General features: G+C 45.0%; 26 protein-coding genes. 14 read left to right on the top strand and 12 right to left on the bottom strand.

Annotated elements, in window-relative coordinates; all coding sequences use genetic code 11:
* Window positions 1-48: 48 nt before the first annotated feature.
* From ACYJZR_RS11510 to tsaA, 5 genes are all read right to left on the bottom strand, one after another.
* Window positions 49-240: a DUF4250 domain-containing protein gene (locus ACYJZR_RS11510; protein WP_005494238.1), complete on the bottom strand. Its 192-nt coding sequence runs from the start codon at window positions 238-240 to the stop codon at window positions 49-51.
* Window positions 240-446, bottom strand: coding sequence for a YaeP family protein (locus ACYJZR_RS11505; protein ID WP_005391765.1), 207 nt, complete (start codon window positions 444-446; stop codon window positions 240-242). Before ACYJZR_RS11505 ends, ACYJZR_RS11510 begins: the two co-directional genes overlap by 1 nt.
* Before the next feature lie 111 nt (window positions 447-557).
* Window positions 558-1,226 carry a tellurite resistance TerB family protein gene (locus ACYJZR_RS11500; RefSeq protein WP_406966210.1) on the bottom strand — a complete coding sequence of 223 codons (669 nt, stop codon included), beginning with the start codon at window positions 1,224-1,226 and terminating at the stop codon, window positions 558-560.
* Window positions 1,227-1,389: 163 nt separating this feature from the next.
* The gene (locus ACYJZR_RS11495; RefSeq protein WP_005479053.1) at window positions 1,390-3,105 is read right to left on the bottom strand and encodes a proline--tRNA ligase; all 1,716 of its coding nucleotides are present in this window, start codon (window positions 3,103-3,105) and stop codon (window positions 1,390-1,392) included.
* A 111-nt stretch (window positions 3,106-3,216) separates the two neighbouring features.
* Window positions 3,217-3,912 carry a tRNA (N6-threonylcarbamoyladenosine(37)-N6)-methyltransferase TrmO gene (tsaA, locus tag ACYJZR_RS11490; protein ID WP_005456640.1) on the bottom strand — a complete coding sequence of 232 codons (696 nt, stop codon included), beginning with the start codon at window positions 3,910-3,912 and terminating at the stop codon, window positions 3,217-3,219.
* A gap of 122 nt (window positions 3,913-4,034) precedes the next feature.
* Between tsaA and ACYJZR_RS11485 the strand changes: the two genes are divergently transcribed.
* From ACYJZR_RS11485 to ACYJZR_RS11475, 3 genes are all read left to right on the top strand, one after another.
* A complete protein-coding gene (locus ACYJZR_RS11485; protein WP_005479047.1) occupies window positions 4,035-4,295 on the top strand; it encodes a type B 50S ribosomal protein L31 in 261 nt (86 codons plus the stop codon).
* A gap of 3 nt (window positions 4,296-4,298) precedes the next feature.
* A complete protein-coding gene (gene ykgO / locus ACYJZR_RS11480) occupies window positions 4,299-4,424 on the top strand; it encodes a type B 50S ribosomal protein L36 (RefSeq protein ID WP_005380299.1) in 126 nt (41 codons plus the stop codon).
* Between the two features lie 495 nt (window positions 4,425-4,919).
* Window positions 4,920-6,506: an AbgT family transporter gene (locus ACYJZR_RS11475; protein WP_005484923.1), complete on the top strand. Its 1,587-nt coding sequence runs from the start codon at window positions 4,920-4,922 to the stop codon at window positions 6,504-6,506.
* A 130-nt stretch (window positions 6,507-6,636) separates the two neighbouring features.
* On the opposite strand, the gene ACYJZR_RS11470 is transcribed toward ACYJZR_RS11475, so the two are convergent.
* Both ACYJZR_RS11470 and ACYJZR_RS11465 read right to left on the bottom strand, forming a co-directional pair.
* On the bottom strand, window positions 6,637-7,080 hold the full coding sequence (locus tag ACYJZR_RS11470) for a YaiI/YqxD family protein (RefSeq protein ID WP_005456606.1): 444 nt from the start codon (window positions 7,078-7,080) through the stop codon (window positions 6,637-6,639).
* A 2-nt stretch (window positions 7,081-7,082) separates the two neighbouring features.
* Window positions 7,083-7,370 carry a hypothetical protein gene (locus ACYJZR_RS11465; RefSeq protein WP_025510110.1) on the bottom strand — a complete coding sequence of 96 codons (288 nt, stop codon included), beginning with the start codon at window positions 7,368-7,370 and terminating at the stop codon, window positions 7,083-7,085.
* An 895-nt stretch (window positions 7,371-8,265) separates the two neighbouring features.
* On the opposite strand from ACYJZR_RS11465, the gene ACYJZR_RS11460 reads away from it, so the two are divergent.
* A complete protein-coding gene (locus ACYJZR_RS11460; RefSeq protein WP_021452994.1) occupies window positions 8,266-8,751 on the top strand; it encodes a GNAT family N-acetyltransferase in 486 nt (161 codons plus the stop codon).
* Here ACYJZR_RS11460 and ACYJZR_RS11455 read toward each other — a convergent pair.
* The gene (locus ACYJZR_RS11455) at window positions 8,711-9,010 is read right to left on the bottom strand and encodes a DUF3301 domain-containing protein (protein WP_005494258.1); all 300 of its coding nucleotides are present in this window, start codon (window positions 9,008-9,010) and stop codon (window positions 8,711-8,713) included. The two genes, ACYJZR_RS11460 and ACYJZR_RS11455, sit on opposite strands and share 41 nt — an antisense overlap.
* 13 nt (window positions 9,011-9,023) lie before the next feature.
* The gene (locus ACYJZR_RS11450) at window positions 9,024-10,061 is read right to left on the bottom strand and encodes a DUF3549 family protein (RefSeq protein ID WP_406966211.1); all 1,038 of its coding nucleotides are present in this window, start codon (window positions 10,059-10,061) and stop codon (window positions 9,024-9,026) included.
* Window positions 10,062-10,140: 79 nt separating this feature from the next.
* On the opposite strand from ACYJZR_RS11450, the gene ACYJZR_RS11445 reads away from it, so the two are divergent.
* Window positions 10,141-10,455 carry a YqcC family protein gene (locus tag ACYJZR_RS11445; RefSeq protein WP_023584124.1) on the top strand — a complete coding sequence of 105 codons (315 nt, stop codon included), beginning with the start codon at window positions 10,141-10,143 and terminating at the stop codon, window positions 10,453-10,455.
* Window positions 10,456-10,460: 5 nt separating this feature from the next.
* Window positions 10,461-11,228 (top strand): tRNA pseudouridine(65) synthase TruC, encoded by a 768-nt coding sequence (gene truC / locus ACYJZR_RS11440; RefSeq protein ID WP_406966212.1) that lies wholly within the window; start codon window positions 10,461-10,463, stop codon window positions 11,226-11,228.
* Window positions 11,229-11,310: 82 nt separating this feature from the next.
* Here truC and ACYJZR_RS11435 read toward each other — a convergent pair whose 3' ends face one another.
* From ACYJZR_RS11435 to map, 3 genes are all read right to left on the bottom strand, one after another.
* On the bottom strand, window positions 11,311-11,694 hold the full coding sequence (locus tag ACYJZR_RS11435; RefSeq protein WP_005456756.1) for a DUF3461 family protein: 384 nt from the start codon (window positions 11,692-11,694) through the stop codon (window positions 11,311-11,313).
* A gap of 142 nt (window positions 11,695-11,836) precedes the next feature.
* A complete protein-coding gene (gene glnD / locus ACYJZR_RS11430; RefSeq protein ID WP_406966213.1) occupies window positions 11,837-14,461 on the bottom strand; it encodes a bifunctional uridylyltransferase/uridylyl-removing protein GlnD in 2,625 nt (874 codons plus the stop codon).
* A 113-nt stretch (window positions 14,462-14,574) separates the two neighbouring features.
* Window positions 14,575-15,453 carry a type I methionyl aminopeptidase gene (map, locus tag ACYJZR_RS11425; RefSeq protein ID WP_005456732.1) on the bottom strand — a complete coding sequence of 293 codons (879 nt, stop codon included), beginning with the start codon at window positions 15,451-15,453 and terminating at the stop codon, window positions 14,575-14,577.
* A 397-nt stretch (window positions 15,454-15,850) separates the two neighbouring features.
* Between map and rpsB the strand changes: the two genes are divergently transcribed.
* The 8 genes from rpsB (at window position 15,851) to rseP (ending at window position 23,412) form a co-directional block, all read left to right on the top strand.
* Window positions 15,851-16,579, top strand: coding sequence for a 30S ribosomal protein S2 (gene rpsB / locus ACYJZR_RS11420; protein ID WP_005456727.1), 729 nt, complete (start codon window positions 15,851-15,853; stop codon window positions 16,577-16,579).
* A gap of 131 nt (window positions 16,580-16,710) precedes the next feature.
* Window positions 16,711-17,556 carry a translation elongation factor Ts gene (gene tsf / locus ACYJZR_RS11415; RefSeq protein ID WP_005456729.1) on the top strand — a complete coding sequence of 282 codons (846 nt, stop codon included), beginning with the start codon at window positions 16,711-16,713 and terminating at the stop codon, window positions 17,554-17,556.
* Between the two features lie 148 nt (window positions 17,557-17,704).
* Entirely contained in the window at window positions 17,705-18,436 is a 732-nt protein-coding gene (pyrH, locus tag ACYJZR_RS11410) for a UMP kinase (protein WP_005484104.1), read from the top strand.
* 96 nt (window positions 18,437-18,532) lie between these two features.
* The gene (gene frr, locus ACYJZR_RS11405; protein ID WP_005456723.1) at window positions 18,533-19,090 is read left to right on the top strand and encodes a ribosome recycling factor; all 558 of its coding nucleotides are present in this window, start codon (window positions 18,533-18,535) and stop codon (window positions 19,088-19,090) included.
* A gap of 96 nt (window positions 19,091-19,186) precedes the next feature.
* Window positions 19,187-19,942, top strand: a complete 756-nt coding sequence (locus ACYJZR_RS11400) for an isoprenyl transferase (protein WP_005480970.1) — start codon at window positions 19,187-19,189, stop codon at window positions 19,940-19,942.
* Between the two features lie 12 nt (window positions 19,943-19,954).
* A complete protein-coding gene (locus ACYJZR_RS11395) occupies window positions 19,955-20,797 on the top strand; it encodes a phosphatidate cytidylyltransferase (RefSeq protein WP_020838634.1) in 843 nt (280 codons plus the stop codon).
* Between the two features lie 51 nt (window positions 20,798-20,848).
* On the top strand, window positions 20,849-22,054 hold the full coding sequence (gene ispC / locus ACYJZR_RS11390; RefSeq protein ID WP_053320327.1) for a 1-deoxy-D-xylulose-5-phosphate reductoisomerase: 1,206 nt from the start codon (window positions 20,849-20,851) through the stop codon (window positions 22,052-22,054).
* A complete protein-coding gene (rseP, locus tag ACYJZR_RS11385; protein ID WP_005487230.1) occupies window positions 22,054-23,412 on the top strand; it encodes a sigma E protease regulator RseP in 1,359 nt (452 codons plus the stop codon). Before ispC ends, rseP begins: the two co-directional genes overlap by 1 nt.
* The last annotated feature ends 44 nt before the right edge of the window (window positions 23,413-23,456 follow it).

Genomic DNA, 23,456 nt, shown 5'->3' with positions numbered 1-23,456 from the left:
GTATTCATCAAGCCCTTTTCATTATTGTCGTTGGGGTTGCCGTCGTGATTAACGGAACTGACCTGCTTCGGGTAAAAAATCAAACCCTGCCGTAGCCAATTTTGCTTCAAGTGCCGCGCGGTTTATATCAAAAAAAGCAACCAGCTTATCCAGATCACCGCCGAAGTCGTCACGTAGCTTCATGTTGACGATACTCATCAGCATGACTGGGTCCATCGATTCAAAGTTCGCTAAGTTCATTACTTGTCCTCAAAATCTGAAATCAGTAGGTTTGCAGCCGCAAACGCCGCTTTCTCACGTACTTCTTTTGGCAAAGATTCATCCGCCGCAACATCGTTTAGCGCTTTCACTGCACAAGAAATTGCTTGAGGGATGTAGGCTTGATCGCCGCTACCAATTTGAGCATAAAGCTCACGAACTAATTCACAACAGCCGTATACTTGCATGTTTTCTTTCCACTAAATGATAACTTATCTCAATATACACATAGCGGATTTGAAACTCAAAGCTGAGAGTTGTTTTGGCTCAAGTTGAGGTGCATCTTGGACAAGCTTTAATCACTGCATCTGCGATTCTAATTGATACGTCACTTCCGGAGAAAGCTGAAGCTGCTTAGCCAGTTCTTGTAAGTAAGCTTTTTCCATGAAGTTTTGTTCATCGGCAACAATGAGTGACGCTAAATAGATCTCAGAAGCTTGCTGTGGTGTCGACGCTTGGCTTGCGATTTCTACTGGATCAAGTGGCTTATGCAACTCTTGCTGAACCAACTGACGAACGTGTTCATCTGCCCCCATTTCTGTAAGGGCTTGTTCAATTCGGGCCATTTCCACATCATCGACATGACCATCGGCTTTAGCTGCACCAATCATGGCTTTTAAAATTAATGCGCTGTGTTTGCTATCTTGTGGATCGAAGGGTTCATGGACGCCTTGATCACTCTGCTTAGCTTGCCAATCGTTATACACTTTGTAGGCAAGTGCACCGAGTGCTGCCGCTCCACCGACTTTAAGCGCGCCAGAACCCATTTTCTTCGCCATCTTTTTGCTTTTCTTTGAGCCCATAAGCATGCCAATCAATCCACCACCGATGGCTCCTGCGCCGAGAGTTTTGAACTGGCTAGAGCTGGATGATGATTTGATGTTTTGAGTTTGCTTACCCAGGGCGTCAGCACCTTGTTTGAGTAAATCAGAGTTGAGCGCTTGGTTTAGAAGACTTTTTAAATCCATAACTGACCTCCTGTAAATGTTGAGATCAGTGTACAAACAACAAGCTGAACCAAAGATTAACGAAATGAATAGTAAAGAAATTAGGGGCAGTGTCATTTCTGAGGACAATAGAAAAGAGTTGACCGAAGCCAACCCTTTTATTTAATCGAAACCTTTTAGGCGTTTATTTAAGTTGAGATTTAACGTGCTCAACAATATCCGCCATCGCTACTGGAGTTTTCTCACCAGTACGACGGTTCTTGTACTCGAAGTTACCTTCATCCATGCTGCGATCGCCAATCACGATAGTGTGAGGGATACCGATCAATTCGATGTCAGAGAACATTACACCTGGGCGTTCTTTACGGTCATCAAATAGAACTTCAATGCCCATAGCAGTTAGTTCCGCGTATAGCTTCTCTGCTGCTTCTTTTACGCGCTCAGATTTGTGCATGTTCATTGGCACGATTGCTACTTGGAAAGGTGCAATTGCGTCTGGCCAAATGATGCCGTATTTGTCGTGGTTCTGTTCAATCGCAGAAGCAACAACACGCGATACACCGATGCCGTAACAACCCATCTCTAGGATTACGTTTTTACCGTCAGGGCCAAGAACGCTACAGTTCATTGCTTCTGAGTAAACGTTACCAAGTTGGAAGATATGACCAACTTCGATACCACGTTTCAGCATTAGCGTACCTTTACCACATGGGCTTGGATCGCCTTCTACTACGTTACGTAGATCTTCTACTTGACCCAGTTCAACGTCACGACCCCAGTTAATACCGAAGTAGTGTTTACCGTCGATGTTTGCGCCGGCGCCAAAGTCGCTCATGACTGCTACGCTGCGGTCAACGATGAATGGCAGTTCAAGGCCGACAGGGCCAAGAGAACCAGGGCCAGCACCGATCAGTTCACGAATTTCTTCTTCTGATGCCATCTCTAGTGGGGAAGCCACTTGAGGTAGGTTTTCTGCTTTCACTTCGTTTAGCTCGTGGTCACCACGAACGATCAACGCAATGATTGGTGCATCGATTTCGTCAGACGCCTTAACAAATAGCGTTTTAACCGTCTTCTCGATAGGTAGACCGTGTTGCTCAACCAACTCCGCGATTGTTTTCGCGTTTGGAGTATCAACTAGTGTCATTTCTTGAGTTGGTTCTGCGCGTTCTACCGCAGGCGCTAACGCTTCTGCTTTTTCGATGTTCGCTGCGTAATCAGACTCAGTAGAGAATGCAATTAGGTCTTCGCCGCTGTCTGCAAGTACGTGGAACTCTTGAGAGCCACTACCACCGATAGCGCCTGAGTCCGCAAGTACTGGACGGTACTCAAGGCCCATACGGTCAAATGCTTTACAGTAAGCATCGTGCATTGCTTGGTAAGATTTCTCTAGACCTGCTTTGTCGATGTCGAAGCTGTATGCATCCATCATGCAGAATTCGCGTGCACGCATTACGCCGAAACGTGGACGACGCTCGTCACGGAATTTAGTTTGGATTTGGTACAGGTTTAGCGGAAGCTGTTTGTAAGAGCTCACTTCATTACGCACAAGGCTAGTGATCACTTCTTCAGCTGTTGGGCTAAGTACAAACGGACGAACATGACGGTCAGTAAAGCGAAGTAGCTCAGGACCCATCTTCTCGCTGCGGCCTGTCTCTTCCCATAGTTCAAACGGCTGAACAACGGGCATCAAAGTTTCGACTGCACCTGCATTGTCGATTTCTTGACGAACGATGTTTTCGACTTTACGCAGCACACGTAGACCAGTAGGCAGCCAGGTGTAAAGACCTGAAGCCAGCTTACGGATCATACCTGCACGTAGCATGAGCTGGTGGCTCACTACTTCTGCGTCGTTTGGAGTCTCCTTCAGAGTAGAAAGAAGATAATTACTGGTACGCATTAAATTTATCCGTTTATTAAAGTTAGTTACTCAAGCCAGAATGGACAGGAGTATGAAGGTCCCAAGAAGGGAAAATTGTTAGCCGTCTATAATATCAGCCAAATGGCTTTGTCAAAAGCTTTCAATCGCCGTAACTGTTATTAAGTTGCTATTCACGCTGAACTTAACGTTCAGATCGAACAAATTTACCGCATATTCCTTGGTATCCGGTTTGTTCTTCTTGTATGCAGGACGTGGATCCTGCGCCAGAACTTGTTCGATCACCGATTGTACATATTGAGTATCGGATCGCTTTGCTAGCATCGCCAATGCTTGAGACGAAAAGGTGACGTTCGATTTTTCAGGCTCCTCACCAGCGTAGCCGCCAATCGCTTCAGGAATGGCATCTGAGTAAGGAATATAAGGTTTGATGTCGACAATCGGTGTGCCATCGACCAAATCAACACTGCCAAGATCAATATATATTTGATCACCTTTCTTCGTGATGCCTTTCATTTCGACTGCCGACATTCCAATGCCATTTGGTCGAAAGGTAGAGCGTGAAGCAAACACGCCAATACGCTCATTTCCACCCAAACGAGGAGGCCGTACGGTTGGTTTCCATCCTGCCTCCAAATTTTGGTCAAACAGAAACAATAACCAGACGTGAGAGAACTGTTCTAATCCGCGCACCGCTTCTGGGCTATTTGCCTCGCCTAACAGTTTTACTCGCGCTTTAGCGGCTGGAATTAGGCGCGGTTGGCGAGGGACGGCAAACTTCTCTTTGTAAGGGGTTTCAATGATGCCAATCGGCTCAATCGAATACATAGCAAATTTCTTCAAGATTCATTTAAGTGAAAAAGTATCACAAATTTCTCTTGCATTTCTTATTGGGAATGATTATTAATTAAAATGTTATAACATAACAATTTAATTTGAAGGAAATTGAAATGAAACCAGGAATCCATCCTGACTATCGTCCAGTGGTGTTTCATGACACAAGTGTGGATGAATACTTTGTTGTCGGCTCAACATTGAAAACCGATCGCACCATTGAGTGGAAAGACGGAAAAACATACCCGTACTTCACATTGGATGTGTCGTCGTCTTCTCATCCGTTTTACACAGGTAAGCAACGAGTGGTTCAAGCGGAAGGGCGTATTGCGAACTTCAACCGTCGTTTTGGTCAATTTACTAGTGAGAAGGAATAAGTCATGAAAGTTGTGAAATCACTTAAAAGCGCGAAGAGCCGTCATCCTGACTGTCAGATAGTGAAAAGAAGAGGGCGCTTGTACGTTATTTGTAAGACAAATCCGAGGTTCAAAGCTGTACAAAAATAACAGTAGAAACGAACAACAAAGGGGTGTGTAGCTAAACTTAAGGTATTTTCGTCCATGACAACGGATGATTGCCTCAGCAGCTCTGAATGTACACACCCCACCTAATACTCGCCAAGTGCCAACGTTTATTCGCTCGTGCTTGGCATGGTTTTTACTGGCACGACTTCATCGTTATTCAAGTCAAAATTGAACGTTTGCCAGACTGCTCGGCTCTTTGAGCTTACACCACACACTATCTTTGCATTCGACTTTATATAGGGATTAGGCATTCCTGCATATCTAATGGTTATATCTTTGTTTAATTTATAATGTTGGTTAATTTGTTTTACATGGATGAAATATCTACATTTATGCAAATAACTGGTTATAAATTTGCCATTGATTTACAATTTGTAACGTTTTTGGCTTTTAATTGACTCTTTACTCAAGTACCCTTCGCTCGCTTTGTGACATTTTTTTCACAATTGCACAGGAATAAAAACAAGGAGGGAACAGATGAGTTCATCTGCTTCAATTAAACAAAACTCACCTAAGAAGCCGTTGTTTACGCGCTTTTTGGATACTGTCGAATATTTGGGGAACCTGTTGCCCCACCCGATCACACTATTTGCCATTTTCTGTTTAGCCATTTTGGTGATGTCGGGTATAGCTGGTTACTTCGAAGTATCGGTTGTCGATCCTCGTCCTGAGGGAGCAAAAGGTCGTGCTGCAGACGGCATGATTCAAGTGGTCAGCTTACTTAACGCTGACGGTCTAGAGCTTATTGTTACCAATCTAGTGAAAAACTTTGTTGGTTTCGCACCGTTAGGCACGGTATTGGTTGCGATGCTTGGTGTTGCAATTGCGGAATACTCGGGCCTACTTTCAGCAGCAATGCGTGGCCTAGTAATGGGCGCGTCACAACGTATGGTGACGGTTACGGTTGTTTTTGCTGGTATCATTTCAAACACCGCTTCTGAGCTTGGCTACGTGGTTCTTATCCCACTAGCTGCAATGCTTTTCCATTCCCTTGGTCGTCATCCTCTTGCTGGTCTTGCGGCAGCATTTGCTGGTGTATCGGGCGGTTACTCAGCAAACCTTCTAATTGGTACGGTTGACCCACTGCTTTCAGGTATTACTGAGACAGCAGCTCAAATGATTGACCCGACTTACACTGTTGGACCAGAAGTAAACTGGTACTTCATGTTTGTGTCGACGTTCTTCATCGCGGGTATGGGTGCATTCGTTACAGAGAAAATCGTTGAGCCGAAACTTGGCAAGTACAACGAGGAAGAAGCGGCTGAAGATTTGTCTAACGACAAAATGGGCAACCTAACTGACCTTGAGAAGAAAGGTCTGAAAGTTGCTGGTCTTGCTGTGTTGGTTGTGTCTGCTTTGTTGGCTTGGACGATTGTTCCAGAAGACGGCATTCTACGTTCAGACGCTGGCACTGTTGCAGGATCCCCATTCCTGAAAAGTATCGTAGCTTTCATCTTCGTATTCTTCGCTATCCCTGGCTTTGTATACGGTAAAGTCGTTGGCACGATGAAAACCGACCGTGATGTTATCGATGCGATGTCTAAATCAATGTCTTCGATGGGCATGTACATCGTGTTGGTGTTCTTCGCTGCGCAGTTTGTTGCTTTCTTTAAGTGGACGAACTTTGGCCAAGTATTTGCCGTTGCAGGTGCTGACTTCCTGCAAAGCATCGGTCTGACTGGCCCTATGTTGTTCTTCGCATTCATTCTGATGTGTGGCTTCATTAACCTGATGATCGGTTCTGCATCGGCGCAGTGGGCCGTGACAGCTCCTATCTTCGTGCCAATGCTAATGCTAGTGGGTTATGCTCCAGAAACCATTCAAGCGGCTTACCGTATCGGTGATTCAACCACGAACATCATCACACCGATGATGAGCTACTTTGGTTTGATTTTGGCGGTAGCGACTCGCTACATGAAGAATCTAGGTATCGGTACGCTGATCGCGACCATGCTGCCTTACTCAATCTGCTTTATCGTAGGTTGGAGTCTGCTGTTCTACCTATGGGTATTCGTATTTGGTCTACCAGTCGGCCCGGGCGCTGCAACGTATTACACACCGTAATACTTAGGGCACCTCACACAGCTCCAAAAAAAGCCTGCGATATTCGCAGGCTTTTTTGCATGTTTGAAGTACGAACTCTGTTGAGTCTTATTTCAGAGATGGATCATTTCAATGTTTGAAAGAAAGCCCTTTATCGCTTCGCGAGGATTCTATCCAGATGGTTTGCAAACTCGCGGCGTTCGGTTTGCGAAAGTGCCGCAGGTCCGCCAGTTTGAATACCGCTTGAGCGCATGGTTTCCATAAAGTCACGAATATTAAGACGCGCTTTGATGGTGTCTTTGGTGTAAAGCTCGCCACGAGAGCTCAACGCTAGAGCGCCTTTAGTGATGACTTCATCGGCAAGTGGGATATCGGATGTGATGACCAAATCATTTGGCTCTACACGACGAACAATTTCGTTGTCAGCAATATCAAAACCTGCAGGGACTTGAAGTGAGTGAATGTTGGCTCTTTTTGGCACTGGTACAACGTGATTAGCGACAAAGGTGCACTCTACGCCGGTTCGTTCTGCGGCACGCACGATGGTCTCACGGATCACTTTAGGACAAGCGTCTGCATCTACCCATAACTTCATTCTTATTTCTCACCCAGTTTTGCTTCTAGCTCTTCAATACGAGCGGTTAATTTTTCGACTGTGTTTTCAAGTGCCGTCAGGCGATCTTCTTCTTTCGATAGTGGCGCAGTGACTTCTACTTTTGGAACGTGATTCGCGCTCTTCCAGCTTTTGATAACAGTAATGAGTGCAGGCATTGGGACTGGTGTCTTCATACGTGCTTTCACTAGTGCAACCGTTGGCTCTTTCCCTTCTCGTTGCAGCTGCTCCATCACAGCTTCCAGCTCTTTCGTGACGTCTTGAGTTAACATTTTCAATCCTTAATAACGATATAGTTGTCATCATACTTTGAGAGGTGGGATTTAGCGAATAGCAATTTCGGTAGTGGGTTGTGAGAGATCTCTTACATAGCGTGTAAGAGAAAACGATTTCGTCATCAGTTTTAAAGAAAAGCTTGCTCGTAAGGTTTTGATAAATAATGATTTAACATGTTATTAACCGTTGCGAATAAAAAAAATTGTTTTAGGGTAGATTGTGAAAGCTAAGGAAAAGCGTAAATTTAACCTTGTCTGCAGGAAGCAGACACGGAACAGGAAAGCACCAAGGATTTGGTTATCGTCAGGAAGACGATTTGGTTAATCAGGATGATTGATCAAGCATGGAGCGCAGGACATTGTAAGGAAGCAATCATCAATAGGATGTTGATGACTAAGGATAGACAATGGACCCCTCATAGGATTGAGGTTATGGACAGCATCAGGAAGATGCAAGGGACACCGCTCAAGGAACAAGTGATGTGCGCTAACGGGGAATGTTAGCTATCAGGATGATAAGGACACCGCTAGGACGGCGACGTAAGGACTGAGCTGACGGAATCAGCAACTATTATGGATGATGCATGGAGCACTATTTAGTAGCCGGACTGCTGCGAGTAAGACCATGACCCCGATACATTCGTGTCGGGGTCTTTCTTATTTTCGATGGTAAAACCGTCAATGTCACAAAATTTATAAAATCCTAATAACACTTAATAAAAAACAATCCAGATCAATATCCTTTCCAATCAGTTGGTTTAACTTTCGGCTTCTCTACAAGGCGTTATCTCCCGCAGTCACTTGGCAGGCTCAGCTTCGCTTAGCTTGTGATATGCGGATTAATTAAGTTTGCTGTAATCAAGGAACAGATGTGGCCATAGTAACCAGAAGAATGCTTCTTCTACCCTACAATGAGTCGTTGCAACTAGAATTCGTTATGCTTAATTGCTGTGCGAAAAACCGTGCCGAAATGAATGGTCCTCATACAGTAGCCTCTGCCAAACAATTGTTTGAGAAAATACTGGATGACGAAAATATTTATAGTATGGCGGTACTTGAGAGTACGAGCCGTGACTATATGGGGCATGTATTCATTTCCCATCTCGATTCCGAACCCGAATTAGGTTTTATTTTTGATAAGGCGTATTGGGGTAAAGGGCTAGCGACAGAAGCGCTAAAAGCGTTTTTCCCTAAAGCGTGCCGCGAATTGGAACTACATAAGGTGAAAGCGAATGTAAACAGCAATCACCAAGCATCAATGGCGGTATTGGAAAAACTGGGATTTGTTAAAACAAGAGAAAGTAAGGACTTATTCGGCCCTTACTTTGAAATGGAATTTACAAGCGATGTGGCGGTAGGTGAAAGCTCTGCGGCCTGAATCCAACCATTGTCAATTGGCCTTGATAGCAGTCATCGCCAAGAGATGAAAACTCAAATTGATACACTGTATGCCAACGCCAGACTCCGTCTGGCGTTTTCAGTTTGTGTGCTCCAAAAGCGATGCTAACGAGCTGAAGATCTAATTGCTCGCATTTTCGTGAGATGGCAACTTTGGCTAACTCAGATTGACGTCGTTGTTGCCAAAATAGAAAACAGAAAAAGCACAGTCCAAGTATTGCCAGTAGATCTCCTATCATCCTTAATCCTTTCTTATCCCTTTGTGGCTTGCTGCAATTTGATGAGTGCAGTGGCTAGCTCTTCCGATGGGCTAGAGTGCAGCAAAGGTAGCAATACCATTCTTAGCTCTGGCAGCATAACTAAATCGGCAAATAATTGATTGAACAGGGTTTGATTGCCTGTTTGTGCGAGTCGCAGCAAAAATTGTTCAGCGATTTTTGCATCAGAAAGAAGATGCCATGCTCGTCCCGCAATACCGATCAGTACTTCTTGGTGACTTAAACGAGGGCTTTGCAAAATCGCTTCTAGTACTGGCAAAGAGATTTCAGTTGGAGCGCCTGCTAACGCTCGAGTTAATGCCGATAGCAAGAACAAATCTGGTTCTGTGCTGTGAATCTCTTGCTGCGCTTTTTCTGCGATACGCTGCGCCAGTCGTTCTTGTAAGTTGACATGCTCAAGAGCACCAAGCAGTGCGTATAGAGGCTCGTTAGGTAAATGATTGAGAGCTTTACGCAGAGTGACCGCATTTTGCTCTTTACCAAGGCGTGCGGCGATATCGGTGATTCCTTGCAGGCCAACCGTCTGCCAATTTTCCCAGCCTAGACCGCCTGTGAAGTAGTGCTGTGTATGTTCGTAATATTGGCTGGTGGGTAGATCCAAATTTGCTCGAACTTGGCTGTGGAATACCGCCATCTTGTCTTCAGAAGGTTTGAACGTGTATGGATTATTGGAGAGTTTTTGTTGTTGCTCTTCAGACATCTCTTCGCTTAGACGAGTGCCCATGGCTTCAACTACGTATTTAATGAAGTTGCCAATATCAGATTGCTTGAGTAAGCCGCGCTCATCCAGTTCAAACTTTAAAAACCAAATCCAAGGTTGTTTTTGTTCATTCCAATAAGCAATCGCTAAATGTGCTTTACGCTGCATTGGGTATGGGTAAGGGCACAGACCTTTTTCAACATCGGCGAACAATTGCGAATCGATCGTTTTGATGCGTCGGCCAAGGTCGAAGATTTGATATTCACAATGACTGTTTTTCAGTAACTGGGTGAGGGTTTGAATGTTTTCCATTAAATACGACGTCCTAACGTTCTTTTGACAAGAAATGGTATCATTCTCGGCTAATTCAAGGTTCGAGATGTAAAAGTTAATGACTACAAGCACAAAACTGGTGGAATTACTGTACCAACTTGAAGCACAACTTCAAAAGCACGAGCTATGGCAACAAACCATGCCGTCGCCAGAAGCGTTGCAAAGTGTGGAGCCTTTCGCGATAGATACGCTTGATCCACATGAATGGTTGCAGTGGATTTTTATTGCTCGAATGCACGCTTTAGTAGAAAGTAGCCAACCTTTGCCAAGAGGTTTCTCTATTGAACCTTATTTTGCAGAAGCGTGGAAGCAAGAGCCGCAGTACGCAGAGCTTTTGAACACGATTCGAACTATCGACGAACTATGTAAGTAACTTCAATGTCAGAACAAGAAACATCACAAACCGTGGCTCCAGTAGAGTTGGAGATTGTTTATCAAGATGAGTATTTTGTTGCGGTGAACAAGCCCGCCGGCATGTTGGTTCATCGCAGTTGGCTAGATAAACACGAAACTCAGTTTGTCATGCAGACTCTGCGAGACCAAATTGGTCAGCATGTCTTTCCGTTGCATCGCTTGGATCGTCCGACTTCTGGCGTTTTGGTGTTTGCGCTCTCCAGTGAAGTGGCTTCTCAAGTGATGCCTATGTTTGCTGAGCACAAAATGGAGAAGACCTATCACGCGATTGTCCGTGGTTGGATTGAGGAAGAGGGCGTTTTAGATTACGCGTTAAAAGTCGAATTAGACAAAATTGCAGATAAGTTCGCCTCACAAGAAAAAGAAGCTCAAGAGGCCGTAACCGCTTACAAACCACAGGCGAAAGTGGAAGTGCCTTATTCGACGGGCAAGTTCCCAACAACGCGCTACTGTTTGATGGAAATGAAGCCCAAGACTGGTCGCAAGCACCAATTGCGTCGTCACATGGCCCACCTACGTCACCCAATTGTGGGGGACACATCGCACGGTGATGGTAAACACAACAAATTGTTCCGTAACGAATTTGATTCACACCGCTTGCTGTTACATGCTTCGGAGCTGCGTTTTGTGCATCCATTTACAAATGAAGAGCTAGTGATGAAAGCGAGTATCGACGATACGTGGCAGCAATTGTTTACTCGATTTGAGTGGGACGAAGAGCTCGTTAAGTAAAGAGGCTGTGCTCTAGCGAAGAGAAATAGAAAAGGGTTGGCATGTTTGCCAACCCTTTTTGTTGTTTACCGATTCTCAAAGGCTATTTGAGTTTTTCTAGATCCGCTTCGATCTCGGCGATCTTGCTAGAAACGACTTTTTCTAAATGGCGAAGATCAGAAAGAATCTTTTGTTTTACATCCAGTTCAGACACTTTCGCTGGTTTTGTGATCTTGTTGAGTTCGTCGATAACCAAAGTAAGGTTACGGTTGATTTCCGTTACTTCCTTGTATTTATGACTACCGCTATCAACTAAGACATTTTTTACTTGGCGTGGGTATTTGAATTTGACGCTTTTGGCAAAGAACTCGCCTTTTTGCTTATGGAAGTAGATTTTGAGCACGTCTTTATGTGCTTCTTGACGTAGGGAATAACGTTCAATCTGCTTGGGATCATGAATACCCAAACCAGTGAGGTGGGGATACATAGGCTACCTCTATTACATCTAATTGATATTGATATAACTGTAGCAGCCTATGTATGAGCTAGATAGCTGATATTTAGCCAAATTGCTCAACTTGTGGACAAGATCGCCCTCACTCTGAACCGGATGTTTTGGCAGTTTCGAATTAGGCAGTGACGGCGTCAGATAACTTCTCGATCAGTTTGTCTCTCAATTCATTTTGCTGTTCTTCGCTGAGTCTACCGCCAGCTTCGCTAGTGAGAATAAATAAGTCCTCTGCTCGTTCGCCGATGGTCGTGATCTTTGCGCCGTGGAGGTTGATATTCAAATCGGCAAAAGTACGTCCGACTTTGGCTAGTAGTCCCGGAGTATCGAGTGCTACAAACTCCATCAAGGTGTGTTTCTTCCCTTTTGTTGGTAAGAAATCGACTTTGGTTTTCACATTGAAGTGTTGAAGTTTATTTGGGGTGCGGCGCGTTTTAATCTTCGTCGGACGACCCGCTTCCAGTACGTGAGTGAGGTGTTTAATCACGGCAGCATGGCGAGATTCGTCAATGGCTTCTCCATGTTGGTCGAGCACCATGAAGGTATCAATCACGTGGCCGTCTTTGCTGGTCATGATTTGTGCGTCATGAACGTTAAAGTTACGACGGTCGAGCTCCGCCACCACGGTAGCAAACAACGCTGGTTGATCTTTGGTGTAAACGAACACTTCTGTTCCACCGCGCGTAGCCTTTTTGCTGATAAGTACCAGCGGCTTGTTTGGATCATCCATACGGAGTAAATGCGCACAATGCCAAGCGATTTGAGTGTGAGTATGGCGCAAGAAATAGTCGGCTTTGAATCGTTGCCACAACACTTCGATTTGGCGCGCAGAAAACCCTTCTTTGCGCAGCAATGCGGAAGCCATCTGTTGGTTATGGCGAATACGCTCACGCACATCAACCGGATTTTCTAATCCGCGACGCAGTGCGCGTTGCGTTGAGTAGAAGAGCTCGGCAAGCAGCGTGCGTTTCCAAGCATTCCACAACTCTGGATTGGTTGCGCAAATATCCGCAACCGTGAGACACACTAAATACTCAAGAGATTCTTCGTCACGAACTTGTTTCGCAAACTCTGTAATGACGTCAGGATCGTAAATATCGCGTCGTTGTGCGGTGACTGACATGAGAAGGTGATGCCTCACCAGCCAGCCCACTAACTTAGCTTCTGGCTTCGACAGCCCGTGTTCAATACAGAAATCGTACGCTTCACCTTCACCAATCACTGAGTGATCACCACCGCGACCTTTACCAATATCATGGAAGATTGCTGCAATGATCAGCAGTTCTTTCTTTTGCATGCGAGGGTATATGTCGCAACAAATCGGATGCTTCGCATGGTTGTCTGGATTGTTAAAGGTATTGATGTGTTTGAGTAGGCGGATGCTGTGCTCGTCAACCGTGTAGGCGTGGAACAGGTCGAATTGCATCTGACCAACAATCTGGCTCCATTGCGGTAAATATGCGGCCATTACCCCAAGTCTATGCATCAAACTGAACGTTTTATGAAGTGCATTTGGGTGTCGACATAACGCTAAGAATTTTTCACGAGCCGCTGGAATCGTGTGTAAAAACTTGTTTAAGCGGCGACGTGCAGTACGCAGTTGGCGCAGGGTTGGAGGGCTTACCCCCTCAATGGTTGAGTCGTTCGCGATATGCAAAAACATATCAAGAATAGTTTCAGGTCTGGCTTGGAATAGCGCGGGTTTTCTGGCTTCGATTAACGATCCACGGCGTTGAAAATCGGCATCCAAAATTTCCGCGTTTTCCGTTGCGCCACCATTGATGATGGCTTGATCAAACAGTTTGAGCAGCATTTTGTTTAATTCGGCGACGCGACGAAGTGTGCGATAAAACTCTTTCATCATCATCTCGACGCCGCGATTGCCTTCACCAACATAACCGAGGTTTTCGGCCACTTGTGCTTGATGTGCGAAGGTCAAACGGTTGTCGTATCGGCGAAGTTCAATGTGCAGCGCAAAGCGGACACGCCACAAGAAGTCCTGACACTCCACCAGTTCGCGGTATTCCGCATCGGTAAGAAAGCCGTAACGGCTCATTTCTAGCAGAGATGTGGCGCCAAAGTGACGGCGCGCTACCCAGCTCAAAGTGTGAATATCGCGAAGACCTCCTGGGGTCGATTTGATGTCGGGCTCTAAGTTATAGGTCGTATCGTGGTAGCGAGCATGACGTTCGCGTTGTTCTTGGATTTTTGCGCGGTAGAAGGTTTCGCTCGGCCAGAAAGAGTCGGATAGCACGACCTTTTTTAGAGCTTGGAATGTGTCTTCGCTGCCACAAAGCAGACGTGCTTCTTGTAGGTTAGTGGCAACCGTTAGATCGTCACGACCGATTTGTGCACATTCATTGACAGTGCGAACCGCATGGCCAACTTCCAGTTTTAAGTCCCATAGTAAGGTAATAAATTCACTGATTTTCGCTTCCAACGCGGTCGGCAGTTTGTTGTTAGAAAGAACAAGAATGTCTATGTCGGACAACGGATGCAGTTCACCGCGACCATATCCGCCCACGGCCACTAATGAGATGTTGTAAATGTCATTAAAACCGAAGTATTGCCATAAACGCGTCAGCAGCAAGTCCATGTACTCTGCGCGAGCCAATACTAAGCTGGTCACAGGGTGATGGTTAAGAAACTCTTGTTTTTGGGTTGAGCTGAATTTTTCTAACTCTTGTTTTAGTTCGCCGATATTGATTTGTTCGTCGGAAAACGTAAGAGGGGACTGAAGTGGCATATTTGCTATCCGTGCAAGCTAAAAGTAAAGATCTACAAACCTTTCTAATTTAACAAATCTCGCGGAGATAAAAAATATCCCCGCATGAGCGGGGATATTGAAGTCATTCTTGGTTACGCATTTTTCATTAGGCGAGGAATCGTATCATCGCTGCGTAGCGTTAATACTTCACAACCATCTTTGGTTACCACGATAGTGTGTTCCCATTGCGCTGAGTTTTTGCCGTCACCTGTGTATACAGTCCAGTCGTCTTGTGCGTCAACAGTACAACCGAATTTACCTGCGTTGATCATTGGTTCAATAGTGAAACACATGCCTTCTTTAAGTACGCGGCGGTCTTTGTTCTTGTAGTGAACCACTTGTGGTTCTTCGTGGAACTCATCACCGATACCGTGACCACAGAAGTCTTTAACAATAGAGAACTTATTTCGAGGGTTGTTCTTATTGTTTTCTTTGATGTATTTCTCGATAGCTGTACCGATATCACCAACAGTTGAACCAGGTTTAACGGTACGCATACCGACATAAAGAGCTTCTTGAGCAACCATGCATAGACGCTTGTTGGCTGGTGAAACATCACCGACTAGGAACATTTTAGATGTGTCACCGTGGTAGCCTTGAGGGCGTACGCTTAGGTCTGCATTCTCATCGTTCGGGATGATCACCGTGATATCAACGTTAAGAATGTCGCCATCTTTTAGTACCGCCGGCTTCATTTGGCCGTTGCTACCAATCTCGTCTTTTTCAGCAGGAATTCCGTGACAAACAATATGGTTGATAGACGTACAAATCGACTTAGGGAAACCATGGTAATCAAGCGGTGCAGAGTATGCGCCTTTTTCTAGAGCGTATTCATGACAGATTTTGTTCAGTTCATCTGTCGTAACTCCCACTTGAATATGTGGTTCGATCATTTCTAGAATTTCTGCGGCCAGCTTGCCCGCAATGCGCATGCGTTCGATTTCTTCAGCAGTTTTAATCTTGATTGACATTGGCTTTCTCTACTTATTCGTAAGCACGTAAACGTGCGAATGGCCGCATTCTATCAGACATCTGGCGGTTAACCCAAGCCAGTTAAGAATATGAGTCATTCTTACTTGAAGTGTAGTAATAGAATCTGGCCGAGAGTAGGGTAGCATTCCTGCTAATGTGACAAGTATAAGAAACAATTTTTACTAGCCATCTTGAGCTAAAATATGATATAAAGCGCGCCGGAATAGAGGACTGTTCTCTTCGCTCTGCAAAAGCTAAGCGGCGAAGCAAGCTTCATCCGATTAACCTTTTTATCTTTAAATCACACACATTCCGTCACATGTTCCGGGGTGCTGAGCAGAAGCTTGGTCGGAATTATGGGGGATGTGGAGGCCTAACCCCATAGAGGATTTTAAAATGGCAACTGTATCAATGCGCGATATGCTGAAAGCTGGTGTTCACTTCGGTCACCAAACTCGTTACTGGAACCCAAAAATGAAGCCATTCATCTTTGGTGCTCGTAACCGCGTTCACATCATCAACCTAGAAAAAACTGTACCAATGTTCAACGAAGCTCTAGCTGAACTAGCTAAAGTTGGCGAGAAAAAAGGTAAAGTTCTATTCGTAGGTACTAAGCGCGCTGCATCTGAAGCTGTTAAAGAAGCTGCAATCGCTAGCAACCAGTTCTACGTGAACAACCGTTGGTTGGGCGGTATGCTAACGAACTACAAAACTGTTCGTCAGTCAATCAAGCGTCTAAAAGAACTTGAGATTCAATCTCAAGACGGTACTTTCGACAAACTAACTAAGAAAGAAGCTCTAATGCGCACTCGTGAAATGGAGAAGCTAGAGAAATCTCTTGGTGGTATCAAAGACATGGGCGGCCTACCAGACGCTCTATTCGTAATCGACGCTGATCACGAACACATTGCAATCAAAGAAGCTAACAACCTAGGTATTCCAGTATACGCTGTGGTAGATACTAACTCTAACCCAGACGGCGTTGACTACATCATCCCAGGTAACGACGACGCGATCCGCGCAGTTCAACTATACCTAAACGCTGCTGCATCTGCAGTAACTGAAGGTCGCAACAAAGACGTTGCAGTAGTTGCTGAAAAAGACGGCTTCGTAGAAGCTGAATAATAGCGGCTCTGTGTCACACTTAGTTTATGTGAAACCTTGTTGTAGCATAGACTGAGTTATAGTTAGCATCGGGGGCCGACAATGTAGGCCCCTGTTTTTTACCTTATTTCGAATCAAACGAGGAATAGAGAATGGCAACTGTAACTGCTGCTCTAGTTAAAGAACTTCGCGAGCGCACTGGCGCTGGCATGATGGAATGTAAGAAAGCGCTTGTAGAAGCAAACGCTGACATCGAACTAGCAATTGAAAACATGCGTAAATCTGGCGCAGCGAAAGCAGCTAAGAAAGCTGGTAACGTTGCAGCTGAAGGTGCGATCATCATCAAAGAAGAAAACGGTTCAGCTGTTCTTCTTGAAGTTAACTGCCAAACTGACTTCGTTGCTAAAGACGGTAACTTCACTGCGTTTGCACAAGAAGTTGCAGCTGCAGCTCTAGCTTCAAAAGCTACAGTTGAAGAGCTACAAGCGCAATTCGAAGAAGCTCGCGTTGCTCTAGTTGCTAAAATCGGCGAAAACATCAACATCCGTCGCGTACAATACGTTGAAGGTACTGCAATCGCTTCTTACCGTCACGGTGAGAAAATCGGTGTAGTTGTTGCTGGTGAAGGCGACGCTGAAACTCTTAAGCACGTAGCAATGCACGTTGCTGCTTCTAAGCCAGAGTACGTAAACCCAGAAGACGTACCAGCTGACGTAGTTGCTAAAGAGAAAGAAGTTCAAGTTGAAATCGCTATGAACGAAGGCAAGCCAGCTGAGATCGCTGAGAAGATGGTTGTTGGCCGCATGAAGAAATTCACAGGCGAAATCTCTCTAACTGGTCAAGCATTCATCATGGAACCTAAGAAAACTGTAGGTGAAATGCTGAAAGAAAAAGGTGCTTCAGTTGCTACATTCGTTCGCCTAGAAGTTGGTGAAGGTATCGAGAAAGCAGAAGGCCTAAGCTTCGCTGAAGAAGTTGCACTAGCTCAAAAAGGTTAATCCTTAGAGACTTGTGTAAAGATTAGACCGTGGCCTTGGCTGCGGTCTTTTTATGAGCAGTAGACGATTAGCCGTGATGAATAACCATAAGCAAGCTTGTGATTATTCATGACTGTTAATCAACAACTCTCTTTGGAAGGTAAACTCCATGACTACGAACCCTAAACCAGCGTATCAACGTATTCTATTAAAACTGAGTGGTGAAGCTCTTCAAGGTGAAGACGGTTTTGGTATTGATCCTGCGATCCTTGATCGTATGGCACAAGAAGTTAAAGAACTTGTTGAACTGGGTGTTCAGGTTGGTGTAGTTATCGGTGGCGGTAACCTGTTCCGTGGCGCTGGTCTTGCAGAAGCTGGTATGAACCGTGTAGTGGGTGACCACATGGGTATGCTTGCTACAGTAATGAACGGCCTTGCGATGCGTGACGCTCTTCACCGTGCATACGTAAATGCGCGCGTAATGTCTGCAATTCCTCTTAAAGGCGTATGTGATGACTACAATTGGGCTGATGCAATTCGCGAACTTCGTCAAGGCCGCGTTGTAATCTTCTCAGCAGGTACTGGTAACCCATTCTTCACAACAGACTCTGCTGCGTGTCTACGTGGTATCGAAATCGAAGCTGACGTAGTTCTAAAAGCAACGAAAGTTGATGGCGTATTTACTGCTGACCCAGTAGCAAACCCAGACGCAGAGCTGTATGATAAGCTATCTTACGCAGAAGTTCTGGATAAAGAGCTTAAAGTAATGGATTTGGCTGCGTTCACACTTGCTCGTGACCACAAAATGCCTATCCGCGTATTTAACATGAACAAGCCAGGCGCACTACGTCGCGTGGTGATGGGCGAAGCAGAAGGCACGCTGATCAACTCTGACGCATAATTCTAATACGCCATCCAAACAACGTTGGATGGCGTTTCGCTTTGCTCAACCCTTTTAAGCTTTCTTCAGGAAAGATGACATTTTTAAGGTGAAACCGTGATTAACGAAATCAAAAAAGACGCGCAAGAGCGCATGGACAAAAGCGTTGAAGCGCTAAAGAACAACCTTTCTAAAGTTCGTACTGGTCGTGCACACCCAAGCCTACTATCTGGTATCTCTGTTGAGTACTACGGTGCTGCTACTCCTCTTAACCAAGTAGCGAACGTTGTCGCTGAAGACGCACGTACACTAGCAATCACAGTTTTCGACAAAGAACTAACTCAAAAAGTTGAAAAAGCGATCATGATGTCTGACCTTGGTCTAAACCCAATGTCTGCTGGTACTATCATTCGCGTTCCACTTCCACCACTAACAGAAGAGCGTCGTAAAGACCTAGTTAAGATCGTTCGTGGTGAAGCTGAAGGTGGTCGTGTTGCAGTACGTAACATCCGTCGTGACGCAAACAACGATCTAAAAGCGCTTCTAAAAGATAAAGAAATCTCTGAAGACGAAGATCGTAAAGCACAAGAAGAGATCCAAAAGCTGACTGACGTAGCAGTTAAGAAGATCGACGAAGTTCTTGCTGCAAAAGAAAAAGAGTTGATGGAAGTTTAATACTCCCACCTACATCACTGTTGGAAAACGCTGTGCTCACAGTGCAGCGTTTTTTTGTGTTAATCTATCCAACTGATGGAACTCAATTAACTCCCTATGCAAAATTCTCAAGCCTTCTCTGACTCCCTCCCTAAGCATATTGCCATCATCATGGACGGTAATGGTCGCTGGGCTAAGTCCAAAGGAAAACCTCGCGTATTTGGCCATAAAAAAGGCGTTAATGCCGTTCGTAAGACCGTTGCTGCGGCTTCCAAACTTGGCATTAAAGCGATGACATTATTTGCTTTTAGTAGTGAAAACTGGCGTCGTCCGGAGGAAGAAGTTGGTCTTTTGATGGAACTGTTCATCACAGTCCTGTCTAGTGAAGTAAAAAAGCTACATAAAAACAACTTACAGTTACGTGTTATTGGTGACACAAGCCGCTTTAGTGAGCGCCTACAAAAGAAAATTGTAGAAGCGGAAAATCTAACGGCAAGCAACACTGGTATGGTGATTAACATTGCGGCCAATTATGGTGGTAAATGGGACATCACAGAAGCGGCTAAAGCACTAGCGCTTAAAGCTCGTAACGGTGAAATTCGTGTAGAGGATATTAATGAGCAGTTAATCACTGAGCATTTGACCATGGCAGACCTACCAGAGGTGGATCTTTTGATCCGTACTAGTGGCGAATGCCGCATCAGCAACTTCATGCTGTGGCAAATGGCTTATGCTGAAATGTACTTTACGCCAGAGTTTTGGCCAGAGTTTGACGAAGACAGCTTAGTTGAAGCTGTGACGTGGTTTATTAACCGTGAGCGTCGTTTTGGCTGTACTGGTGAACAAGTAAAGGCATTGATGACGGCTCAATAAGGACTAATTAGTTTGAAACAGAGAATAATAACAGCACTAATTTTAGCTCCCCTGGTTATTTTAGGTATTTTTAAGTTACCCCTAATGGGCTTTATTATCGCGTTGACGGCGATAACACTGTTAGGTTTTTGGGAGTGGACACAATTTACAGAAAGCAATTCTCGCATTGCTGCACTGATTCCGGCAGCCGTTGTTACCGGACTTAGTTTTCTCTTTATCTCACCTGACGCACATAGCTTAAACCATTTAAGTACACCTCATTATGTTGTGTTAGGGCTTGGTTTTGTGTGGTGGATTATTGCGAGCTTGATGGCAATTACTTACCCGAAAACCACAAAATCTTGGCAAGGCAACCTTGCTTTACGACATGTTTTTGGTTTTCTGACATTACTCCCTTTTCTTTGGAGTGTAATCATTCTAAGAGCCACAGACATTTCCGTAGATCCATACCACGGTGCAAAGCTCGTAATGTACGTTTGCTTCTTGGTATGGGCTGCAGACAGCGGTGCTTACTTCGCTGGTAAAAGTTTAGGCAAGCGCAAGATGGCACCACATGTTAGCCCAAACAAAACGATTGAAGGTCTTATTGGCGGTATAATCGCGGCACTGATTGTTGGCTGGTTGTTCGCCGATTGGTTCAATATCCAGTTCACGAGCCCAATTCATATGATCATCATTACGTTGATCACTGTCGTGATTTCTGTATTAGGTGATTTAGTCGAAAGCATGTTTAAGCGTGTTTCTGGCATCAAAGACAGCAGTAACATCATTCCAGGCCACGGTGGCGTATTAGATCGCATCGATAGCCTGACTGCTGCATTTCCAGTCTTTGCTCTTCTATACTACGTATTCTAATTTATCGGGAGCGGCTTCATCGCTCCTGAATTTTTCTAACGGTCTTACATCATGCAAAAGTTAACGATTCTTGGTGCAACAGGCTCAATAGGTGCAAGCACCTTAAAAGTGGTTGAACAAAACCCAGAGCTGTTTTCTGTGGTCGCACTAGCGGCTGGCACTAACGTTGAAAAGATGGTGGCACTTTGTCGCCAATGGCAGCCTAAATTCGCGGTAATGGCGGATAAGGCTGCGGCTGTTGATCTGCAATCAGAAATCCACACCATTTCACCAAATACAGAAGTGTTAGGTGGTGTTGATGCACTTTGTCATGTGGCTTCATTAGAAGAAGTAGATAGCGTAATGGCGGCCATCGTTGGTGCAGCGGGTTTGTTGCCAACCATGGCGGCCGTTAAAGCGGGCAAGCGCGTATTGCTGGCGAATAAAGAAGCGCTTGTCATGTCTGGACAGTTGTTTATTGATGCCGTTGAACAATATGGGGCAGAGTTGCTGCCAGTAGACAGTGAACATAATGCTATTTTCCAATGCCTACCACAGCAAGTTCAAACCAATCTTGGCCGCTGTAACTTAGATGAGCATGGCATTTCTAGTATTCTGTTAACCGGATCTGGCGGTCCATTCCGTTACGCTGACATTGCCGATCTCGACAGCGTAACGCCAGCACAGGCAATCGCGCACCCTAACTGGTCTATGGGGCCAAAGATTTCGGTCGATTCTGCGACTATGATGAATAAAGGTCTTGAGTACATTGAAGCAAAATGGCTATTCAATGCGGCTCGTGAGCAGTTAAAAGTGATTATTCACCCGCAATCCGTGATCCATTCAATGGTTCAGTATCGTGATGGTTCGGTACTGGCGCAAATGGGGGAGCCAGATATGGCAACACCAATTGCGCTGACAATGTCTTATCCTTCTCGTGTTGATGCCGGTGTAAAACCGCTAGACTTTACTCAAGTAGGTGAATTGACATTCTTGCAACCAGACTTTGCTCGTTATCCTTGTTTGAAGCTTGCGATTGACGCGTGTTACGAAGGGCAACACGCGACTACTGCTCTAAATGCAGCCAATGAAGTTGCTGTTGATGCGTTTCTAAATAATCGCCTTGGTTTTACAGACATAGCTCGCATCAATGAATTGGTTTTGCATAAAATCACCGCAAGCTGCAAACCTGAGAATGCGAATAGCTTGGAAAGCTTGCTAGAGCTAGATAGAATGTCTCGAACTATCGCCCTAGAAATTATACGCGAGCGTAGCTAATGACTGGTATTTTGTGGAATCTTGTTTCTTTTATCGTTGCACTGGGCATTCTCGTTGCCGTGCACGAGTTTGGGCACTTTTGGGTTGCTCGTCGTTGTGGCGTGAAGGTTGAAAGATTTTCCATCGGTTTTGGTAAGTCTATTTGGCGAAAAGTTGGTCAAGACGGAACCGAATACACTATCTCAATGATTCCTCTTGGTGGATACGTCAAAATGGTAGATAGCCGTGTTGACGATGTGCCAGAAAGTGAAAAACATTTAGCCTTTGATCAAAAGCCGCTTTGGAAACGAACGTCTATTGTTGCAGCTGGCCCTATCTTTAATTTCTTATTTGCTATTTTTGCTTATTGGTTGGTTTTCCTGATTGGTGTACCAGCGGTAAAACCCGTAATTGGTGAAGTTACGCCCAATTCGATTGTTGCTGAGGCAGGAATTGAATCTGGAATGGAACTAAAAGCAGTATCAGGCATCAAAACTCCGGATTGGGAATCAGTTAATATGGGATTAATTTCTCATATTGGTGATGACGCTATGACGCTAACACTGACGTCAGACTCAGAAGTTGGCGCTGAAGTGACGAAAACGCTGGACCTTCGTGACTGGAAATTTGATCCAGAAACCGAATCTGCGATGCATTCACTTGGTTTTGCACCATATACACCAGAAATCTATCGCGTTATTAAACAAGTTTCTGAAGGTGGTGCAGCCGCGAAAGCAGGTGTGCTTCCAGAAGATGAAATCATCGCGATTGGTGGTGAGCCTATCAATGACTGGAAACAAGTCGTAGATGCTGTACGCTCAAATCCAAATACTCCAATCGAGTTGACGGTATTACGCCGAGGCATTGAGCAATCACTAACATTAACACCAGACAGTCGTGAGCTGGCTAACAAACAAGTGGTTGGCTTCGCAGGTATCGCACCTGAAGTCGCAGAATGGCCAGAAAGTTATCGCTTCGAGCTGCAGTTTGGTGTATTCGAATCAATTGGTAAAGCGGTTGATAAGACAGGCCAAGTGATTGGTTTGACCGTCAGCATGTTGAAAAAACTGATTGTTGGTGATGTTGGTCTTAACAATCTGAGCGGCCCAATTTCGATTGCAAAAGGTGCGGGTGCGACGGCGGACTACGGTCTAGTTTACTTTTTAGGTTTTCTCGCTCTAATTAGTGTTAACCTAGGTATTATTAACCTCGTTCCGTTACCTATGTTGGATGGTGGTCATTTATTGTTCTTCGCAATTGAAGCCGTTATCCGACGCCCAGTCCCAGAAAAAGTACAGGAAATGGGCTTTAGAATTGGTGGTGCAATCATCTTCTCGCTCATGGCGTTAGCGCTATTTAATGATTTTACTCGTCTGTGATAGTTCAGAGACAAAAGCAGTAGCAAGGAATAATTAGAACAAGT

The sequence above is a fragment of the Vibrio sp. RC2502 genome (assembly GCF_054850435.1).
This window is presented reverse-complemented; position numbering and strand designations above follow the sequence as displayed.

What these genes read in the sequence shown, in the direction of transcription:
- ykgO (WP_005380299.1), top strand. Translation starts at nt 4,299, where the DNA reads ATGAAAGTTGTGAAATCACTTAAAAGCGCGAAGAGCCGTCATCCTGAC.
- map (WP_005456732.1), bottom strand. Translation starts at nt 15,453, where the DNA reads ATGTCAATCAAGATTAAAACTGCTGAAGAAATCGAACGCATGCGCATT.
- ACYJZR_RS11510 (WP_005494238.1), bottom strand. Translation starts at nt 240, where the DNA reads ATGAACTTAGCGAACTTTGAATCGATGGACCCAGTCATGCTGATGAGT.
- glnD (WP_406966213.1), bottom strand. Translation starts at nt 14,461, where the DNA reads ATGCCACTTCAGTCCCCTCTTACGTTTTCCGACGAACAAATCAATATC.
- ACYJZR_RS11455 (WP_005494258.1), bottom strand. Translation starts at nt 9,010, where the DNA reads ATGATAGGAGATCTACTGGCAATACTTGGACTGTGCTTTTTCTGTTTT.
- ACYJZR_RS11475 (WP_005484923.1), top strand. Translation starts at nt 4,920, where the DNA reads ATGAGTTCATCTGCTTCAATTAAACAAAACTCACCTAAGAAGCCGTTG.
- ACYJZR_RS11470 (WP_005456606.1), bottom strand. Translation starts at nt 7,080, where the DNA reads ATGAAGTTATGGGTAGATGCAGACGCTTGTCCTAAAGTGATCCGTGAG.
- rpsB (WP_005456727.1), top strand. Translation starts at nt 15,851, where the DNA reads ATGGCAACTGTATCAATGCGCGATATGCTGAAAGCTGGTGTTCACTTC.
- ispC (WP_053320327.1), top strand. Translation starts at nt 20,849, where the DNA reads ATGCAAAAGTTAACGATTCTTGGTGCAACAGGCTCAATAGGTGCAAGC.
- ACYJZR_RS11485 (WP_005479047.1), top strand. Translation starts at nt 4,035, where the DNA reads ATGAAACCAGGAATCCATCCTGACTATCGTCCAGTGGTGTTTCATGAC.
- ACYJZR_RS11465 (WP_025510110.1), bottom strand. Translation starts at nt 7,370, where the DNA reads ATGTTAACTCAAGACGTCACGAAAGAGCTGGAAGCTGTGATGGAGCAG.
- ACYJZR_RS11460 (WP_021452994.1), top strand. Translation starts at nt 8,266, where the DNA reads ATGCTTCTTCTACCCTACAATGAGTCGTTGCAACTAGAATTCGTTATG.
- ACYJZR_RS11435 (WP_005456756.1), bottom strand. Translation starts at nt 11,694, where the DNA reads ATGTATCCCCACCTCACTGGTTTGGGTATTCATGATCCCAAGCAGATT.
- ACYJZR_RS11400 (WP_005480970.1), top strand. Translation starts at nt 19,187, where the DNA reads ATGCAAAATTCTCAAGCCTTCTCTGACTCCCTCCCTAAGCATATTGCC.
- tsf (WP_005456729.1), top strand. Translation starts at nt 16,711, where the DNA reads ATGGCAACTGTAACTGCTGCTCTAGTTAAAGAACTTCGCGAGCGCACT.
- tsaA (WP_005456640.1), bottom strand. Translation starts at nt 3,912, where the DNA reads ATGTATTCGATTGAGCCGATTGGCATCATTGAAACCCCTTACAAAGAG.
- ACYJZR_RS11505 (WP_005391765.1), bottom strand. Translation starts at nt 446, where the DNA reads ATGCAAGTATACGGCTGTTGTGAATTAGTTCGTGAGCTTTATGCTCAA.
- ACYJZR_RS11500 (WP_406966210.1), bottom strand. Translation starts at nt 1,226, where the DNA reads ATGGATTTAAAAAGTCTTCTAAACCAAGCGCTCAACTCTGATTTACTC.
- truC (WP_406966212.1), top strand. Translation starts at nt 10,461, where the DNA reads ATGTCAGAACAAGAAACATCACAAACCGTGGCTCCAGTAGAGTTGGAG.
- ACYJZR_RS11450 (WP_406966211.1), bottom strand. Translation starts at nt 10,061, where the DNA reads ATGGAAAACATTCAAACCCTCACCCAGTTACTGAAAAACAGTCATTGT.
- pyrH (WP_005484104.1), top strand. Translation starts at nt 17,705, where the DNA reads ATGACTACGAACCCTAAACCAGCGTATCAACGTATTCTATTAAAACTG.
- ACYJZR_RS11495 (WP_005479053.1), bottom strand. Translation starts at nt 3,105, where the DNA reads ATGCGTACCAGTAATTATCTTCTTTCTACTCTGAAGGAGACTCCAAAC.
- rseP (WP_005487230.1), top strand. Translation starts at nt 22,054, where the DNA reads ATGACTGGTATTTTGTGGAATCTTGTTTCTTTTATCGTTGCACTGGGC.
- ACYJZR_RS11445 (WP_023584124.1), top strand. Translation starts at nt 10,141, where the DNA reads ATGACTACAAGCACAAAACTGGTGGAATTACTGTACCAACTTGAAGCA.